Origin of the sequence: Streptomyces sp. NPDC052107 (genome assembly GCF_040680215.1) — a bacterium.
Lineage (GTDB): Bacteria > Actinomycetota > Actinomycetes > Streptomycetales > Streptomycetaceae > Streptomyces.
Genome location: NZ_JBFAWG010000001.1, coordinates 100,288 through 115,710 on the forward strand (window position 1 = coordinate 100,288; position 15,423 = coordinate 115,710).

19 protein-coding genes and 2 pseudogenes are annotated in these 15,423 nt (G+C 71.1%); 4 read left to right on the forward strand and 17 right to left on the reverse strand.

What is annotated here, in order from left to right; genetic code table 11:
- Positions 1 to 7: 7 nt before the first annotated feature.
- The 8 genes from AB0M27_RS00440 to AB0M27_RS00475 all read right to left on the reverse strand — a co-directional run bounded on the left by AB0M27_RS00440 (position 8) and on the right by AB0M27_RS00475 (position 7,668).
- The gene (locus tag AB0M27_RS00440; protein WP_365716340.1) at positions 8 to 1,543 is read right to left on the reverse strand and encodes a DUF1996 domain-containing protein; all 1,536 of its coding nucleotides are present in this window, start codon (positions 1,541 to 1,543) and stop codon (positions 8 to 10) included.
- A 136-nt stretch (positions 1,544 to 1,679) separates the two neighbouring features.
- On the reverse strand, positions 1,680 to 2,333 hold the full coding sequence (locus AB0M27_RS00445; RefSeq protein ID WP_365716342.1) for a response regulator transcription factor: 654 nt from the start codon (positions 2,331 to 2,333) through the stop codon (positions 1,680 to 1,682).
- Entirely contained in the window at positions 2,318 to 3,592 is a 1,275-nt protein-coding gene (locus AB0M27_RS00450; protein WP_365716344.1) for a sensor domain-containing protein, read from the reverse strand. Before AB0M27_RS00450 ends, AB0M27_RS00445 begins: the two co-directional genes overlap by 16 nt.
- Before the next feature lie 31 nt (positions 3,593 to 3,623).
- On the reverse strand, positions 3,624 to 4,676 hold the full coding sequence (locus AB0M27_RS00455; RefSeq protein ID WP_365716346.1) for an NAD-dependent epimerase/dehydratase family protein: 1,053 nt from the start codon (positions 4,674 to 4,676) through the stop codon (positions 3,624 to 3,626).
- A gap of 66 nt (positions 4,677 to 4,742) precedes the next feature.
- Positions 4,743 to 5,309 carry a winged helix-turn-helix domain-containing protein gene (locus tag AB0M27_RS00460; protein ID WP_365716348.1) on the reverse strand — a complete coding sequence of 189 codons (567 nt, stop codon included), beginning with the start codon at positions 5,307 to 5,309 and terminating at the stop codon, positions 4,743 to 4,745.
- A gap of 118 nt (positions 5,310 to 5,427) precedes the next feature.
- Complete coding sequence (locus AB0M27_RS00465) at positions 5,428 to 5,550, reverse strand: hypothetical protein (protein ID WP_365716350.1); 123 nt, start codon at positions 5,548 to 5,550, stop codon at positions 5,428 to 5,430.
- Positions 5,551 to 6,001: 451 nt separating this feature from the next.
- Entirely contained in the window at positions 6,002 to 7,033 is a 1,032-nt protein-coding gene (gene glnII / locus AB0M27_RS00470) for a glutamine synthetase (protein WP_365716353.1), read from the reverse strand.
- 158 nt (positions 7,034 to 7,191) lie between these two features.
- Positions 7,192 to 7,668 (reverse strand): MarR family transcriptional regulator, encoded by a 477-nt coding sequence (locus tag AB0M27_RS00475; protein WP_365716355.1) that lies wholly within the window; start codon positions 7,666 to 7,668, stop codon positions 7,192 to 7,194.
- A gap of 70 nt (positions 7,669 to 7,738) precedes the next feature.
- Between AB0M27_RS00475 and AB0M27_RS00480 the strand changes: the two genes are divergently transcribed.
- A complete protein-coding gene (locus AB0M27_RS00480; RefSeq protein WP_365716357.1) occupies positions 7,739 to 8,602 on the forward strand; it encodes an alpha/beta fold hydrolase in 864 nt (287 codons plus the stop codon).
- Between the two features lie 3 nt (positions 8,603 to 8,605).
- Here AB0M27_RS00480 and AB0M27_RS00485 read toward each other — a convergent pair whose 3' ends face one another.
- Together AB0M27_RS00485 and AB0M27_RS00490 are read right to left on the reverse strand one after the other, a co-directional pair.
- Positions 8,606 to 9,337 carry a hypothetical protein gene (locus tag AB0M27_RS00485; RefSeq protein ID WP_365716359.1) on the reverse strand — a complete coding sequence of 244 codons (732 nt, stop codon included), beginning with the start codon at positions 9,335 to 9,337 and terminating at the stop codon, positions 8,606 to 8,608.
- Between the two features lie 121 nt (positions 9,338 to 9,458).
- Positions 9,459 to 9,827 carry an arsenate reductase family protein gene (locus AB0M27_RS00490; RefSeq protein WP_365716361.1) on the reverse strand — a complete coding sequence of 123 codons (369 nt, stop codon included), beginning with the start codon at positions 9,825 to 9,827 and terminating at the stop codon, positions 9,459 to 9,461.
- Between the two features lie 220 nt (positions 9,828 to 10,047).
- Here AB0M27_RS00490 and AB0M27_RS00495 point away from each other — a divergent pair, with 220 nt between their 5' ends.
- Entirely contained in the window at positions 10,048 to 10,362 is a 315-nt protein-coding gene (locus tag AB0M27_RS00495; RefSeq protein ID WP_365716363.1) for a hypothetical protein, read from the forward strand.
- A gap of 246 nt (positions 10,363 to 10,608) precedes the next feature.
- On the opposite strand, the gene AB0M27_RS00500 is transcribed toward AB0M27_RS00495, so the two are convergent.
- Entirely contained in the window at positions 10,609 to 11,355 is a 747-nt protein-coding gene (locus AB0M27_RS00500) for an alpha/beta fold hydrolase (protein ID WP_365716365.1), read from the reverse strand.
- Positions 11,356 to 11,491: 136 nt separating this feature from the next.
- Between AB0M27_RS00500 and AB0M27_RS00505 the strand changes: the two genes are divergently transcribed.
- Positions 11,492 to 11,770: a hypothetical protein gene (locus AB0M27_RS00505; RefSeq protein ID WP_356303381.1), complete on the forward strand. Its 279-nt coding sequence runs from the start codon at positions 11,492 to 11,494 to the stop codon at positions 11,768 to 11,770.
- A gap of 16 nt (positions 11,771 to 11,786) precedes the next feature.
- Here the strand turns inward: AB0M27_RS00505 and AB0M27_RS00510 are convergent, their stop codons facing one another.
- The 6 genes and pseudogenes from AB0M27_RS00510 to AB0M27_RS00535 form a co-directional block, all read right to left on the reverse strand.
- Positions 11,787 to 12,371 carry a hypothetical protein gene (locus AB0M27_RS00510; RefSeq protein WP_365716367.1) on the reverse strand — a complete coding sequence of 195 codons (585 nt, stop codon included), beginning with the start codon at positions 12,369 to 12,371 and terminating at the stop codon, positions 11,787 to 11,789.
- Positions 12,372 to 12,374: 3 nt separating this feature from the next.
- A complete protein-coding gene (htpX, locus tag AB0M27_RS00515) occupies positions 12,375 to 13,295 on the reverse strand; it encodes a zinc metalloprotease HtpX (RefSeq protein ID WP_365716369.1) in 921 nt (306 codons plus the stop codon).
- A 162-nt stretch (positions 13,296 to 13,457) separates the two neighbouring features.
- A complete protein-coding gene (locus tag AB0M27_RS00520; RefSeq protein WP_365716371.1) occupies positions 13,458 to 13,712 on the reverse strand; it encodes a hypothetical protein in 255 nt (84 codons plus the stop codon).
- 110 nt (positions 13,713 to 13,822) lie between these two features.
- Positions 13,823 to 14,017, reverse strand: a pseudogene (locus AB0M27_RS00525) (cysteine hydrolase); the annotation flags it as partial.
- Positions 14,018 to 14,441: 424 nt separating this feature from the next.
- Entirely contained in the window at positions 14,442 to 14,660 is a 219-nt protein-coding gene (locus AB0M27_RS00530; protein ID WP_365716373.1) for a SpoIIE family protein phosphatase, read from the reverse strand.
- A 144-nt stretch (positions 14,661 to 14,804) separates the two neighbouring features.
- Positions 14,805 to 14,996: pseudogene (locus AB0M27_RS00535) on the reverse strand (YIP1 family protein); the annotation flags it as partial.
- A gap of 238 nt (positions 14,997 to 15,234) precedes the next feature.
- Between AB0M27_RS00535 and AB0M27_RS00540 the strand changes: the two are divergent.
- Positions 15,235 to 15,423: hypothetical protein (locus tag AB0M27_RS00540; protein WP_365716375.1), on the forward strand; the 189-nt coding region annotated here is incomplete at its 3' end.

Here is a 15,423-nt window from a genome sequence, read left to right on the forward strand (position 1 = left end):
CAGCAGGTCACGCGCAGTTCTGACCGCGGTTGATGCAGGTGGCGATCCTGTTCGCGAGGCCGCCGGTCGTGACGCTGATGAAGTCGTCGTGATCGGTGATCGCCTTGTGCAACTGCTCCGGGAAGCCGTCGACCGCGTAGGCGTTCTTCACCGTGCCGTCCGCCTGGATGACGGGCTGCGGCACGTTGTACACCAGGCGCATCGTCAGCTGCGGGATCGCCTTGAAACCGTTCGGGCAGACACCGCTGCCGGGGTCGGCGAAGGCCACGTGCGTACGGTGGTTGGCGCTGTCGATGTTCTGGCCGTCCCAGCAGCTCTGGAAGGCGAACGTGCGCACCACCTTGCTGCCCGTGGGACAGATCGGGTACTTGTCCGTCAGCTGCACCCTGTTCTCGAAGCCGGTGCAGCTCCAGTGCGCGTTGGCGTTGGCCGTGCCGTTGGTGGCGGCCTTGGCGTCACCGGTGATGATCCGCAGGAACTGCGGCATCGCGACGACCTTGCTCGCCGGGCTGCCCACGTACTTGATCTGGGCCTGCTGGGCGACCAGGATCTTGCCGACGTTGAGGTCCTTGCCACCGCCGTCCGCGTTCGCGTCCTTCTCCTGGGTGCCGTCCTGCTCGCGGATGACCGGCCAGTAGTACGCCGACAGGTCGTTCCGGTTCTGGCAGCTGCTTCCGCCCTGCAGGAACGTCTGGTTGCTGGAGAACGCGTTGACCTTCTGGTTGCCGACGTAGTCGTGGACGTGGTGGGCACCGTTGGTCACGCCGGGGGCGACGATCACGTTGTCGCTGTTGTGGTTCTGGTTCGCGTTCACACCGCAGCGCGTGGTGAACGTGCCCGTCGAGGCGTTGGGGGTCTTGTTCGGCTTGGACAGGACGTTCGGCGCGACCTTGGTGATGTCCACGAAGTCCGCCGCGGAGGGTCCGTCACCGGCCTGGCCGCCGTTGTTGCCCTGCTGCTGACCGCCCTGCTGCTGACCGCCCTGCTGCTGACCGCCGTTGTTCTGTTGCTCTCCGCCGTTGTTCTGCTGCTGGCCATCGCCGTTCCCCCCGGCGGTGGTCTGGTTGGCGGCCTGCGTCGTACAGGCGGCGAGCTGCTGGATCGCGTTGTCGAAGGACCCGCCGACGCGCTGGATGTCGATCCGGATCCGGTCGATCGTCGCCGCCCGCTTCTCCTTGAGGGGGCCGACGATCGCGTTCTGCACGAAGTTCGGATCCTTGCCCTGCGCGTCCCGCGTGGAGGCGAGCCGGGTGTAGGCCTCGGTGATCTGCTTGTCGAGATTGGCCAGCTCCGTCGCCACACCCTGGCGGGCCCGCCACGGCACGTTCGTCAGCTTCTGCTGGACGTCCGGACAGGAGATCGTCGCGACCTGCGCCGTCGCGGCCTTCGTCTGGTTGCCTCCCCATGTCTGGTTGTGCGACTCGTGCGCAGAGGCGTAGAAGTTCGCCCAGATCAGCCCGCCCCCACCGAGCGCTAGGGCCGCCGATGCGGCTATGGCCTTGGTGGCCAGCGGCGTACGGCGTTTTCGTGTGTTGCGTCCCATGGAACTCCTCTGACTTCCTTGCGGGGCAGCATCGAGGCGCCCGACAGGAGTGAAGCGGCGCCCTTCCATACGGACGCCGCCCCAGAGGTGTTCACCCGTCTCACAAATTCCTCGCAGAAACAGGGGAGTTGGCAGGTCAGCGGTCCCGGTCCAGATAGGCGAGGACCGCCAGCACGCGCCGGTTGTCGTCGTCCGACACCTCCAGACCCAGCTTGGTGAAGATGTTGGAGGTGTGCTTGGCGATGGCGCGTTCGGTCACCACCAGCTGGGCCGCGATGCCCGCGTTCGACCTGCCTTGCGCCATCAGCTCCAGCACCTCCAGCTCGCGCGGGGTGAGGCCGGCGAGCGGCCGGTCGTCGCCGGCCCGCCGGGACAGCAGCTGCTGGATCACCTGCGGGTCCATCGCCGTACCGCCCGCCGCGACCCGTCGTACGGCGTCGACGAACTGCTCGGCGTCGAACACCCGGTCCTTCAGCAGATAACCGATCCCGCCGTTGCCGTCGGCGAGCAGTTCGCGTGCGTACAGTTGCTCCACGTGCTGGGAGAGGACCAGCACCGGCAGTCCGGGCCGCGCCCCCCGGGCCGCGAGCGCGCACTGCAGGCCCTCGTCGGTGTGCGTGGGCGGCAGCCGTACGTCGACCACGGCCACGTCCGGGTCCAACTCGTCCAGCGCCCGGGCGAGTTCGGGGCCGGACTCGACGGCGGCCGCGATCTCGAAGCCGAAGGCCTCCAGCATCCGCACCAGCCCGTCGCGCAGCAGGAAGAGGTCTTCGGCTAGGACAACGCGCACGGGATCTCCATGGTCACCAGGGTGGGGCCGCCGGCGGGGCTGCCGACGGCCAGGACGCCGTCGAATGTACCGAGCCGGCGCTCGACCCCGGCGAGACCCGACCCGGCCTCGATCACCGCGCCACCCCTGCCGTTGTCGGTGACCGTGATCCGCAGCCGGCCGTCGGCGTGGTGCACGTCGACCCAGACCCGGTCGGCGCCGGAGTGCTTGGCGGCGTTGGTGAGCACCTCGCTGACCGCGAAGTAGGCCGCCGACTCCACCGGCGCGTCCGCCCGGCCGGACAGCTCCACCGTCACCTCCGTGGGCAGCGGCAGCCGCAGCGCCAACGCCCGTACGGCGTCGCCGAGCCCGCGTTCGGCGAGGACCGGCGGGTGGATGCCGCGCACCAGGTCGCGCAGCTCCTCCAGGGCCTCGGCCGAGTTCCGGCGGGCCTGGGCGAGCAGCCGCCTCGCCTGGGCCGGGTCCCGTTCCACCAGCAACTCGATGGTGCCGAGGTCCATGCCCATGGCGACCAGCCGGGCCTGCGCCCCGTCGTGCAGGTCCCGCTCGATGCGCCGCAGCTCGGCGGCGGAGGTGTCCACGGCGTCGCGCCGGCTCTCGGTCAACACCCGCACGCGCTCGGCGAGTTCCGCGTCGCCGCCGAGAACGGCCCGGGTGAGCCGGAAGTGCGCGGTCAGCGCGCGGGGGGTGAGGCGCCAGGCGACGGCGAGGAGCACGGCGCCGAGCAGCGCGGCGAGGAAGGCGGTGCCCTGGCCGGAGACCGGCACGAAGAGGTACCAGTAGGCGTGGCCCGAGGCCGGCAGGTACGCCCGCCACAGTCCGGCCGCCAGCAGGATCCCCTCGACGGGGTAGAACAGCAGCACGGCCGGCAGCAGGGCGGTGGCGAATCCCGCGGTGATGTCCACCGGCAGCCAGAGCACGTCCCGCCGCACCTGCGGATCCCGGAGCAGGGCGAAGGTGCGCCGCCAGGGGTTGACGGTCCTGGGGAGCGGCTGGTAGACCGCCGGGATCCGTATCCCGCACCACTCCGCCGCGAGCCTCCTGCGGGCGTCCGCGAGCGCCCGTACGCCGGTCAGGATCGCCGGGGTGGTGACGAGCCCGACGCCGAGCGGGACGAGCGCGACGGACACGAGGGTCAGGACGAGGAACGCCACCCCGCACGGCAGCACCACGAGGGCCAGCACCAGCCCCTGCACGGCGGCGAGCAGCACCTCCCGGGCACGGGCACGGACGTCGTGGCTCTTCGTGTCGGTGTTCATGCCGCCAGTCTCGCCGACGGCCCCGGGCGCGTCAGTCGTCCGAGGCCCCCTCCTGGAGGGTGGTGCCAGGTACACCTGCCGCCCCGGCCAGCACCCTCGCCTCCACCTCCGGATCGACGCCCTTGGCCGTCCGGTCCGGCCGCAGCGGTGCCACGCCGCCGAGCTCCGTGAGCCAGCGCCAGGTGTCCGCCACGGTCTGCGCGGCCGGCCGGCACACCAGACCGGTGGCCAGCGCCCGTGACACGTCCGTCCGGTGCACGCAGTCGTACAACTCGGTGCCCGGTGGCGCCCACACCGGCAGCCCGGTCCACGGCTCGATCCCGGCGGCCAGGATCACCTCCGGGTCGGTCCAGCGCAGCTCGGCGTCCGCTCCGGTGACCCGGGCACACAGGTCGAGCAGCTCGCCCATGGTGCTGTGCCCCGGCGGGCCGATCAGGTCGTACGGCCCGCTCAGCGACTGTTCCACCGCGCCGAGCAGCCAGCCGGCCAGGTCGCGGGCGTCGATGAACTGCACCGGCAGCTCGCGCGGCCCCGGCGCCAGGACCGGGCCGCCGCGGGCGATCCGGGTCAGCCACCAGGGCAGCCGGCCCACGTTCTCGTGCGGGCCGAGAATCAGCCCGGCCCGCACCAGCAGCGAGTCCTGTTCCCCGAAGGCCTCGACGGCGGCCAGCTCGCCGCCCCGCTTGTCGCGTGGGTAGTCGGTCGGTCCGGCGTCGGCGGCGGCGCCCTCGACCGGCGCCCCGGCCTCGGCGGCCCCGCCCAGGGTGGGCCAGGGCCAGGCGTACACCGACCGGCTGGAGACGTACACGTACCGGGCGGAACGGCCCCGCAGCAGCCGTGCCGCCGCGAGCACGGCACGCGGCTCGGCCGACCAGGTGTCGACCACGGCGTCCCAGGTTCCGGCCCCTTCGGCAAGCGCGGCCAGGCCGTCCGGGGCGGTGCGGTCGCCGTGCAACGACCGCACCCCGGGCGGGGCTTGGTGCCGTCCCCGGTGGAAGACGGTCACCTCAAAGCCGCGCCCCAGCGCCGCCTCCACGACGGCCCGCCCCACGAACTCCGTACCACCCAGCACCAGAAGTCTCATACCGGTGATCGTGCCCGCTCCGGGCGCCCGGCGGTACGGGACTCTGCCGAGGGCAGAGCGGCCCGGTCAGCGGCCGGTCGGCGGCGCGTACTTGTAGCCGACCCGGCGCACCGTCCGGATCGTCTGACGGTGCTCGGCGCCCAGCTTGCGGCGCAGCCGGGCGATGTGCACGTCGACGGTGCGTCCGTCCCCGACGTGGCCGTAGCCCCACACCGTGGTGACCAGCTGGTCGCGGGTGTGCACCCGGTGCGGATGGGCCACCAGGTGTGCGAGCAGCTCGAACTCCAGGTAGGTGAGGTCGAGTTCACGGCCGTCGACGCTCGCGATGCGCTGCACGGGGTCGATCCGCACCAGCGGCTCGGTGCCCGCCCCGGCGGCCGTCTCCGGCCGGTCCGGCACCGCGACCGGCAGGAACGGCGGCCGCTGGTCGGCCGGGACCAGCACCAGGTAACCGACCATCGGGGGCTGTCCGGGCAGGGACGGCAGGGTGTGCTGCGGCGCGGGCAGCCAGGTGGCGCCCGGCGGCAGGAAGTCCGCGACGTCGACCACCTCGTCCCGGTCGACGGCGCGCAGCCGGTGCCGGGCGGGGGCGGTGAGGGCGGAGGGGGAGGAGAGGGAACGAGTGGTCGCCATGAGAGGTCAGCTCTTTCGCGCGAGAAGTTCGTCGGTGGGAGCGACGGCCGCGACTCGTGGTCGGGCGCGCCGGGGACGTACGTCGTTCCGCGCTGGCCGAAGGCCGGGGGTTACGGCTTTAGAGGGCCCGCGCGTTCACCGCGCGGCAACACACCCGGTCGAAGTCGTGGTGCTGACGGGAGGGCCAGAAGGGCTCGAGGTCATGGCGACCCGTCGCGGTGGTCTTCTGGAAGCTGGCCATGGGCCCATTGAAGCAGACGCGGGCACCGGACAGGACCCCCGCGTGAAATGTCGTCTCGGTATCCGGACAAGGGCCGTTTCAGTCGACCACCGTCGCGCTCGCCAGCAACGTTCGCGCCGCCGCGCGCAGTACGTAGTCCGAAGGGCGAGCCGGGCGAGGTGGGGTACGGCGGCGGACGCGTCGTAGACGTCCCCTTGGTGGTGCAGTGCGGAGACCAGGTCCTCCATGGCCTCCTCGCGGACGTCCGCGTCCTCGGACTCCATCTCCCGCAGCAGCCCGGGGATGTCGTCCGCCGGGCCGTACGCGTGCGACAGCTTCCCCCAGTCGGCCTGCCCGTCGATCTGCCCGGCGCTCTCCGTGCCGTTCTCCCCGTCGATCTCCACGACAGCGCACGATACGCAGCAGGGGCGCCCGCCATCACGGCGGGCGCCCCTGGGTGCAACGGGACGGATCAGACCTGGCCGGCCTTCTCCAGCGCGGAGCAGCAGGTGTCCACCAGCAGGCGGGTCACCACGTACGGGTCGACGTTGGCGTTCGGGCGGCGGTCCTCGATGTAGCCCTTGCCGTCCTTCTCGACCTGCCACGGGATACGGACCGAGGCACCGCGGTCGGAGACGCCGTAGGAGTACTTGTCCCAGGGGGCGGTCTCGTGCAGGCCCGTCAGGCGCTCGTCGATGCCGGCGCCGTAGTTCTTGACGTGGTCCAGCGGCTTGGAGCCCTCGCCGAGCGACTCGCACGCGGTGACGATCGCGTCGTAGCCCTCGCGCATGGCCTTGGTGGAGAAGTTGGTGTGCGCGCCCGCGCCGTTCCAGTCGCCCTTGACCGGCTTGGGGTCCAGGGTCGCGGAGATGCCGAAGTCCTCGGCGGTGCGGTACAGCAGCCAGCGGGCCACCCACAGCTGGTCGGAGACCTCCAGCGGGGAGACCGGGCCGACCTGGAACTCCCACTGGCCGGGCATGACCTCGGCGTTGATGCCCGAGATGGCGAGACCCGCCTTCAGGCAGTTGTCCAAGTGGGCCTCGACGATCTCGCGGCCGAAGATCTCGTCGGCGCCGACACCGCAGTAGTAGCCGCCCTGCGGGGCCGGGAAGCCGCCCTCGGGGAAGCCCAGCGGGCGGGAGCCGTCGAAGAAGGTGTACTCCTGCTCGATGCCGAAGATCGGCTCCTGGGCGGCGAACCGCTCGGCGACCTCGGCCAGCGCGGCCCGCGTGTTGGACCGGTGCGGGGTCATGTCGATGTCGAGGACTTCACACAGCACGAGGACGTCGTCGCCGCCGCGGATCGGGTCCGGGCAGGTGAAGACCGGCTTGAGCACGCGGTCCGAGGAGTGGCCCTCGGCCTGGTTGGTGGAGGAGCCGTCGAAGCCCCAGATCGGCAGCGCGTCGAGACCGGCCGGAGTACCCGCGATGATCTTCGTCTTGGAACGGAGCTTGGCCGTCGGCGCGGTGCCGTCGATCCAGATGTACTCAGCCTTGAAGGTCACGGGGCCACATCCTTAGGGGTAAGTCGGGCGCACTCGTCGTCGCGGGTGCTGCGGCGCTGCGGCACTGGGGCGCCGCTCGATCTGCCGGGCAGCCTGTCAACAGGCGATTTCCCGATCATTGCCCTTGTGTGAACCCGGTGTTACCTGGTCGTTCTGTGTCACGGCTCACGTTGTGAGGTACCGGCGGGCGGGGTATGGGCGCCCTCCGCCGCGGCCTGCCGGACCCCGTAGAGGAAGTCCCGGATCGCGGCCCGCTGATGGTCGTCGTAGCCGCGCAGCATGTCGAGCGAGCGCTCGATCAGCGGCCCGAAGAACGTCCAGCCGAGCTCCACGGCGCTGTCCGTCACCTCCACGACGACCTTCCGCCGATCGCTCCGCCCGCGCACCCGCCGTACCCGGCCCGCCCGCTCCAGCCGGTCCAGCAGCGCCGTCGTGCCCGCCGAGTTGAGCCCGAGCGCGGCGCCGAGCCGCCCGGCGGTCAGCTCCTCGCCCGCGCGCCGCGCGTCCATGAGCGCGATCAGAGCGCGTACGTCCGTGGGGTGCATGCCGTTCTGCTGCGCGAACCGGCCGCCGTGCAGGCCGAGTTCGACGGCGACGGCACGCAGCAGGTGGACGGTCTCGAGGTCGGATTGCACGCGGGGCCTCCCGGACTATCATCTCGCTCGGCGAGTATCTTGCTGAACGAGATGATAAGGGGGCGGTTCCGTGGCCGGAGACACCGGATACGACAGCGAGGCCTTCCGGGTTGCGTACGACAAGGTCCTGGCGAAATGGCCCGCCGAGCGCGAGGCGCTGACGGTCGCCACGCCCTTCGGAGACACCCGCGTCAACACCTGCGGCCCCCGCGACGCACCCCCGCTGCTCCTGCTCCCGGGCGGTGGTGGGGCCACCTCCGTCTCCTGGTACGCCCAGGTCGCCCAACTGGCCCGGGTGCGCCGGGTGCACGCGGTCGACGTGATCGGCGCCCCGGGCCTGAGCGCCCCGGCCGGCGACCGCCACCCCCGTACGGTCGCCGACCTGACGCTCTGGCTGGACGCGGTCCTGGACGGCCTGGGTGCCGCCTCGGCCGACCTGGGCGGCCACTCGTACGGCGGCTGGATCGCCCTCCACCACGCCCTGCGCGCCCCCGCGCGGACACGCCGCCTGTTCCTCCTGGACCCGACCCAGTGCTTCGCCGGGTACAAGGCGGCGTATCTGCTGCGCGCCCTGCCGATGCTGCTGCGGCCCACGCCCCGCCGGGTCCGCGCCTTCCTGGAGTGGGAGACCGGGGGAGCGCCGCTGGACCCGGACTGGCTCGCCCTCCAGGAGGCGGCCGCCGGTTTCCCGGCCGCGAAGCCGGTGACCGGCCCGCGCCCGGCGCCGGACGCGCTGCGGGCCCTGGATGCGCGGGTCCTGCTGCTCGTGGCGGCGAACAGCAGGACCCATGACGCCCGTGCGGTGGCGTCCCGGGCGACGGCGCTGCTGCCGCACGTGGAGACCGCCGTGCTGCCGGACGTCTCGCACCACGGGCTGCCCCAGTCGGCACCGGGCGATCCGGCCCGCCGCCTCACGGACTTCCTGGCGGCCTGAGCCTCACCCCACCTTCTCGATCCGGGCGTGGCGGATGAGGAACTTGCCGGGTTCCCTGACCTGTTCGAAGGCCGCGTTGTTGAGCAGCACGCAACTGCCGGAGACGGAGGTGACCTTCACCGTCGTGGACTTGTTGTTGTCCAGGTTGGTGACCTTCAGGGTGGTCCCGGCCGGGAACTGGTTGCTGGAGGCGGCCGGGGCGCCGCCCTCACCGGAGAGCGTGACCGTGGAGCCGTTGCAGACCTGCTGACCGGAGGCCGCGGCGGCGCCACCGCCGTTGTTCCCCGCGGCGGCGGACTGCGAGGGCTGCGCGCCCTGCTGACCGGCGCCCTGCTGGCCGGTTTGCTGGCCGGCCTGCTGTCCGGCGCCCTGCTGGCCGTTCTGCGCCTGGTGTCCGGTCTGGGAGCCCTGAGCCGACTCCCCAACCGTGCAACCGGCCGCCTTCTGCTGGACCTCGATCTGCTTGACGACCGCCTCACGGTTGGCGATCCGGGCCGCCGACTGCGCGTCCGGATGAGCCTTTTGGTCCGCGATGAACCGGTCGTTGTTGCCGTGGGCCGTGGCCAGTCCCTGGCACACCGTCGAGTCCCCGGCGGACAGCGTCTTCGCGTTGTGCGCGGGCTGGGCGGCGTTGGACGTCGTGGCCAGTGCGAAGGCCCCGCCGCCCGCCACCGCCGCGGCACCGACGAGCAGCGCGATCTTCTTCTTCGTACCGAGAGTTCTCCTGCGCGACATGCGCGCCTCCTGAAGAGCTAGGGGAGCGTACGCCGCTATGTACGAGATACCGAACGGGGTTACTCAGCGGTTGCGGGAGTCGGTGAAGTGGGCTGCGTCACAGAGGGGTTGAGTAAGCGGCTCAGTCCTTGTTGTGCGACAGGGCTTCCCGTACCGCGTCCTCGGAGCGGGCCACCAGGGCCGTTCCGTCGTCGGCGGTGATGATCGGCCGCTGGATGAGCCTGGGATGCTGGGCGAGCGCGGCGATCCACCGGCCCCGGGTGCCGGCGTCCCGCGCCCACTCCTTGAGGCCCAGCTCCTTGGCCTCGGCCTCCTGGGTGCGGGTGATGTCCCACGGTTCGAGCCCCAGCCGCTCCAGCACGGCCCTGATCTCGTCCTCGCTCGGCACGTCCTCCAGATAGCGGCGGACGGTGTACTCGGCTCCCTCGGCGTCGAGCAGGCTGATGGCACTGCGGCACTTGGAGCAGGCCGGGTTGATCCAGATTTCCATGCCGCACACGGTACTCGGCCCCGACTCTGTTCGAATTCCCGACGCCCCGGCAGCCCCTTCTCGACCGCCTGTCACGCACCCCAAATACCGTGTCTCACCTGGGTATTAGGCTGCCGTCGCGGACCTCCGATTGTCAGTGGCCGCCGGTAGACTGGAAGCAGTGTTCGAGACAGTCGCCGGAACCCCGGAGGGCTGCCCTGACCGCGACAGGAGGATGCCCGTGCCCGCTGCCGCCCTGAAGCCGAAGCCGTTGCCCACCCAGTCCACCGCCAAGCATCCCGTGCTGTTCGACTCGCCCTACGAGCCCGTGGTGAAGCGACCGCTGCCGGCCGGGCGGCCGCGCGAGTGGTACGTCACCCACAACCGCCGCCTGAAGGCCATGCGCCTGGCGATAGCCCTGCTCGACTCCGGGATCTACCAGCCGGCCCAGGCCCGCGACGACACGATCCGCAGCACGGCGGAGGAGATCGGCATGCGCCCGCCGTCCGACACGACGTGTCACATGGTGCGCGCGTTCATGCGCTACAGCCGCTGAAAGCCCGCGCCGGCGCCGGGTGCCCCGCCCTCCCGGAGGCACCCGGCGTCTCCCGCCCTCCGGCCGTGCCTGGACCGATGCGGCCTCCACCGCAGCACGGCGGAGGAGATCGGCATGCGCCCGCCGTCCGACACGACGTGTCACATGGTGCGCGCGTTCATGCGCTACAGCCGCTGAAAGCCCGCGCCGGCGCCGGGTGCCCCGCCCTCCCGGAGGCACCCGGCGTCTCCCGCCCTCCGGCCGTGCCTAGACCGATGCGGCCTCCACCGCAGCACGCTCGTCCGACTCCGCCAGGACGCACTCGACGAACTCCCGCCGATCCCCGGCGTGGTCCCGGAACCACAACCCCAACCGGTGCTCCGCCTGAGGAAGTTCGAAGCGGGTGTACCGGGCCCGCGCCGACAGAGCGTCCTGTACGGCCTCGGTCACGGCCGGTGGGATGACCGCGTCGGTGCCCGGAACCGCCAGCACCGCCCGGCCCTCGTACGCCCGGAACACCTCCAGTGCCCGTGAACTCCGCCAGCCGGCCGGCGTGCGGATGATCTCGCTGAAGCGGCCCTGGCCGTTCTCGAACGGCACCTCCCAGGCCTCGGGCGCGTAGACGGCCGGCGCGCACAGGCCGACGGCCACCACCCGTGGGCCGTAGTGCCGTACGAGATCGGCGACCGTCTGGCCGCTCATGCTGAAGCCGACCAGCACCAGCGGGTCGTCCGCCGGCACATGTGCGTCGACTACCGCCACCGCCTGCTCGAACCGGCGGCGCAGGCTCAGTTCCGCGAGGGTTCCCGTGCTGTCGCCGTGGCCCGAGAAGTCGAAGGCCAGGGCGTGGCAGCCGCGCTCGGTGAACTCCGTGAGCAGCGGCAGGAGGCGCTGTTTGCTGCCGTTGCCCGCGCCGTGCAGCAGCACCGCCGTGGCCCGGCCGGGCGGACCGGCCGTCAGGCCGCTGAGTCGTTCGCCGTCGAAGTCGTAGATGAAATCGGAGAGTTCGGTCACGGGTTCATTCACTCACGGCCGTCCCGCGCCGGGCGGAAAACGGGATGCGCTCCCCGTCATCGCCTCCCTACTCTGAACAAACGGCACGAAGCCGACACACTCCACCCCGCCACACTCACCCCAACGGAGGTCCGTCATGCGTGGCATCGTCGCGTCCGGGACCGTCGTCCTGGTGATCCTCGGAATCGGAAACCATCTGTGGTGGCTCGCCGCCGTCGCGCTGCTGTACCTGTACGCGACGCACGGCCGCGGCTCGCCCGGCACGCCACCACCCGCCGGCGCGGGCACCCCGCCCACGCCGGAGAGCTACCGCGCCTACCGCGACCGCCGGGACCGGCTGGCGAAGTGGGAGCGCCGCTACCGCCGGGAACGGCCCTTCGAGACCCGCCGGCAGGAGCGCGAGAAGAGCAGGTGAGCCACGGCGTCCCCGGTCACAGACCGGGGGCGCCCCACACCGGGAACCAGCGGCCGAGGTCCTGCTCGATCCGCAGATCGTTCATGAGCGCCGCCTTCACCTGGAGCTCCAGCGCGTTGTCCCGCCGCTCCGCCGCGCCGGGCAGCGGAGCGAACGGATAGAACGTGCCCCGCTTGTAGAGGTAGACCAGCGCCAGCTTGCGGCCGCCGTCGTCCGTGAAGGCGGCCAGCGAGCACAGCAGCTGCGGGCCGAAGCCGTTGATCTCCATCGCGCTGTTCACCGCGTGCAGATCATTGACCAGCTCCGGCAGCTGCTCGGGGTTGCGCGCGGACACGAGCCAGGAGTAGCCGTAGTCGTCCCGGCGCAGCTCCACCGGCGGACCGCTGCGGTCGGTGTCCGCGTCCAGCAGCGCCTGCACCTCCCGGTGGGTCTGCTCGAACGCCGAGCCCTCCACCGTGGCGAAGCACACCGCACCGGTACCGGTCGGCGTGAACCCGGCCGCGGCCTGAAGGGTCACGGCCGCCGAGGGCAGCGCGAAGAGCTGGTCGAGATCGGGCGCGACCGGTTTCGTGCGGCCCAGCAGGATGTCCAGCAGCCCCAATGCTCAGCCCGCCTTCCCGGGGGCGGCGGCCTCGCCCAGCTCCGCCGAGATCCGGCCGAGCTGCTCCAGGCGCTGCTCCAGGGTCGGGTGCGTGGAGAAGATCCGCTCGATGCCCGGCTCCTTCCCGGTCGCCGGGGTGAAGTAGAAGGCGTTGAAGGCCTGGGCGGTGCGCAGGTCCTTGGTCGGGATCCGGGCGATGTCCCCGGTGACCTTGGTGAGCGCCGAGGCGAGGGCCGACGGGCGGCCGGTCAGATGAGCGGCCGCGCGGTCCGCCGCCAGCTCCCGGTACCGGGACAGTGCCCGGATCAGCAGGAAGCTGATCGCGTACACCGCCGCGGAGACGCCCATGATCGCGGCGAAGACGGCGGCGGTGTTCTGGTCCCTGCGACCCCCGCCGAAGAGCTGTGAGTAGAAGGCGAACCGCACGATCAGGCCCGCCAGCACCCCGAGGAAGGACGCGACCGTGATCACGGCGACGTCCTTGTGCGCCACGTGCGACAGCTCGTGCGCCAGCACGCCCTCCAGCTCGGCCGGCTCCAGCCGCCGTAGCAGCCCCGTGGTCACGCAGATCACGGCGTGATCGGGGTTACGGCCGGTCGCGAACGCGTTGGGCATGTCCATGTTGGACACCGCGACCACCGGTTTGTGCATGTCCGCGAGTCCGCACAGCCGGTCGACCACCGCGTGCAGCTCGGGATACTCCTCGCGCTCCACGACCCGGCCGTGCATCGCGAACATGGCGATCCGGTCGGAGAACCAGAACTGCGCCACGAACATCGCCCCGACCACCACGACGACCAGCACCCAGGACTTCAGCAGCGCGATCAGCGCGGCCACGAAGCCCACGTACAGCAGACCGAGCAGGAACATCGTCAGACCCATGCGCACGGTCAGCCGTCGGTCGCTCCGGAAGCGGCTCTGCATCTTGCATCACCCCGCAGTCAGGCACTCGTCCCGCTGTCCAGTGTGCACCAGCCGATTCCCATGAACAGGTCCCGAACGCCCCTAGGAGCGGCAAAACGTACCTGTGAGTCGGCCGGCTGCCGCCGAGCGTCCCCGGTCACCGTGCGCCGGGTACGACCCGCCCTAGTGCGAGGAGCCGAACTGCAGAAGCCCGATCAGCACCATGACCGCGATCACACAGCCGAAGACCACGGCCGTCGACGCCCATGACGCCCGGCGCGACGCCGGCTCCGGGTCGGCGCGGAAGGGCGCCGGACTGGGCGGGTTCTCCTTCCAGCGCGCGGCCAGCATCCGGGCCCGGGCCGAGGGCTCCTTGTGCTCGGCGGAATTCGCCCAGCGGTGATCGAACTCCCGCTGCCAGTCGTCCTGTTCCGTCATCCCCGTTCAACCTCTCTCGTCCGGCAGGGTCAGGAGGGATGATCCCCCGGAAGTAGGAAGTCCGGGAAGCGGGAAAAAGTTCCCTCGCCCGGTGGACGGGCCGGCGGCGGTCAGCCGAGCGACGCGGCGGAAGGGACGACGACGCCGTACAGGTCCTCGATCGCCGCGAGCGCGCTGTGGTGGAGCTGCTCGGCGGACACCTCGGCGACGGCGGTCCCGAGCGGCCGGGTCGCGCAGGCTTCGGCGACGACGGTGGGCCGGTTGCCGGGCGGGAAGGCGCCCTCGGCGCTGAAGACGACGCACATGAGGTCGCGCTGCGCGTGGCCCGGCAGCTGGTGGGGACGACCCCCGCGTCGTACCGCCCGGGTCGAGGCGGCAGCCGGACGCCACCCCGACGGAGTACCGCAGCCGCTTCCGGCACACGGCCTGAGCACGGGGAAGGCCCCCCGGCTGAGCCGGGGGGGCCTGTCCAGTCCGCGGGCACCGTCTGTCACACGTCGAGGAAGTGACCTCGGCGGACCGACGGCACTGTTGCTCCGACCAGCAAGGACGTCGACGTTGTCTGTCGTCATGGGTCGCTGTCGGCCTCCCTTGGACGGCCCACAGCCGGCCCCGCTCCAATAGCCGAGGGCCTCGTCCCTTGGTGAGGCCTCAGGCCGGCAGGACGCGGATTTACAGGCCGCACGGAGGACGCCGCTCGAACTGCGGTTTCGCAGCCCACAACCACTGTCACCCCACGTCCGCCCCACCGGACGATGGCTCTGGTAGGCCGTGGAACCGGTCAGCCAGGATCATCGCCACATCGTCCGCCAAGTCGCCACCGGTGTGACGGATCATCGCCTGGTGCAGGCGCTCGAGGAATTCCGGTGGGGTGGTGTCGACGGGTATCCCCTCCACGGTCTCCGGCAGAGCGAAGAATTCGCTGTCCCGGTTGCGGGCCTCGATCACACCGTCGGTTTACAGCAACAGACGGTTACTGGGGATGAACGCATGGCTCTCAGGCTTCACGGGGAGGTCGGTGATGAGGTCTTCGAGGTCGAGAGGCGGCGACGGCAAGCTCGGCATCAGTGGCACAGCCCTGCCCTGGTGCAGCAGCCGCGGCGCGTCCGTGAGGGCCGTGATCAGCATGGACAGGCCGACCGTCGGCTGCCAGGCGCCGTCGCCGCCGAGCTGACGGACCAGGGTGTGGGTGACCACGCCCAGGACGAACAGGCCGAGCACCATCACGACCGCCGTGATCAGCACGATCGGCACCGCGTTGGAGAGCGTGGCGAGCATGCTGACGAAAGAGGACCGCGGCCGGGTTCACCGGTTCTCGCGGCTCAAACCGGCCAAAGAGAGCGGAGGAAACAGCATGTCGCCGTCGTCTGTCAAGTCCCGAGATTTCGGGGAATGACGCGGGCGGAGTGCCGGGGCGTAATTGAGTCATCACGTCGAACGGATGACTCATTCGGAGAAGATCCTCCGCAATAACTGGGCTCCGAACCGGCACCCAATCCCATCTCATCGAAAAGGGATCACCATGCTGAAGAAGATCGCAAAGCGTACTGCGGTGCTGACCGCGTCGGCCGCGCTGGCCGCGGGAGGCGCCGCCCTGATACCCACCGCCGCCTTCGCCGCCCCGGCACCTACGGCCGCTCACGCGATGATGCCGAGTGACAACAACAATAATAACAACAACAACGGCGACGACGGGAACAACAACAATAAT

What these genes read in the sequence shown, in the direction of transcription:
- AB0M27_RS00440 (WP_365716340.1), bottom strand. Translation starts at nt 1,543, where the DNA reads ATGGGACGCAACACACGAAAACGCCGTACGCCGCTGGCCACCAAGGCC.
- AB0M27_RS00450 (WP_365716344.1), bottom strand. Translation starts at nt 3,592, where the DNA reads ATGAACACCGACACGAAGAGCCACGACGTCCGTGCCCGTGCCCGGGAG.
- AB0M27_RS00455 (WP_365716346.1), bottom strand. Translation starts at nt 4,676, where the DNA reads ATGAGACTTCTGGTGCTGGGTGGTACGGAGTTCGTGGGGCGGGCCGTC.
- AB0M27_RS00460 (WP_365716348.1), bottom strand. Translation starts at nt 5,309, where the DNA reads ATGGCGACCACTCGTTCCCTCTCCTCCCCCTCCGCCCTCACCGCCCCC.
- AB0M27_RS00465 (WP_365716350.1), bottom strand. Translation starts at nt 5,550, where the DNA reads ATGGCCAGCTTCCAGAAGACCACCGCGACGGGTCGCCATGACCTCGAG.
- AB0M27_RS00485 (WP_365716359.1), bottom strand. Translation starts at nt 9,337, where the DNA reads ATGTCGCGCAGGAGAACTCTCGGTACGAAGAAGAAGATCGCGCTGCTC.
- AB0M27_RS00490 (WP_365716361.1), bottom strand. Translation starts at nt 9,827, where the DNA reads ATGGAAATCTGGATCAACCCGGCCTGCTCCAAGTGCCGCAGTGCCATC.
- AB0M27_RS00505 (WP_356303381.1), top strand. Translation starts at nt 11,492, where the DNA reads ATGCGTGGCATCGTCGCGTCCGGGACCGTCGTCCTGGTGATCCTCGGA.
- htpX (WP_365716369.1), bottom strand. Translation starts at nt 13,295, where the DNA reads ATGCAGAGCCGCTTCCGGAGCGACCGACGGCTGACCGTGCGCATGGGT.
- AB0M27_RS00520 (WP_365716371.1), bottom strand. Translation starts at nt 13,712, where the DNA reads ATGACGGAACAGGACGACTGGCAGCGGGAGTTCGATCACCGCTGGGCG.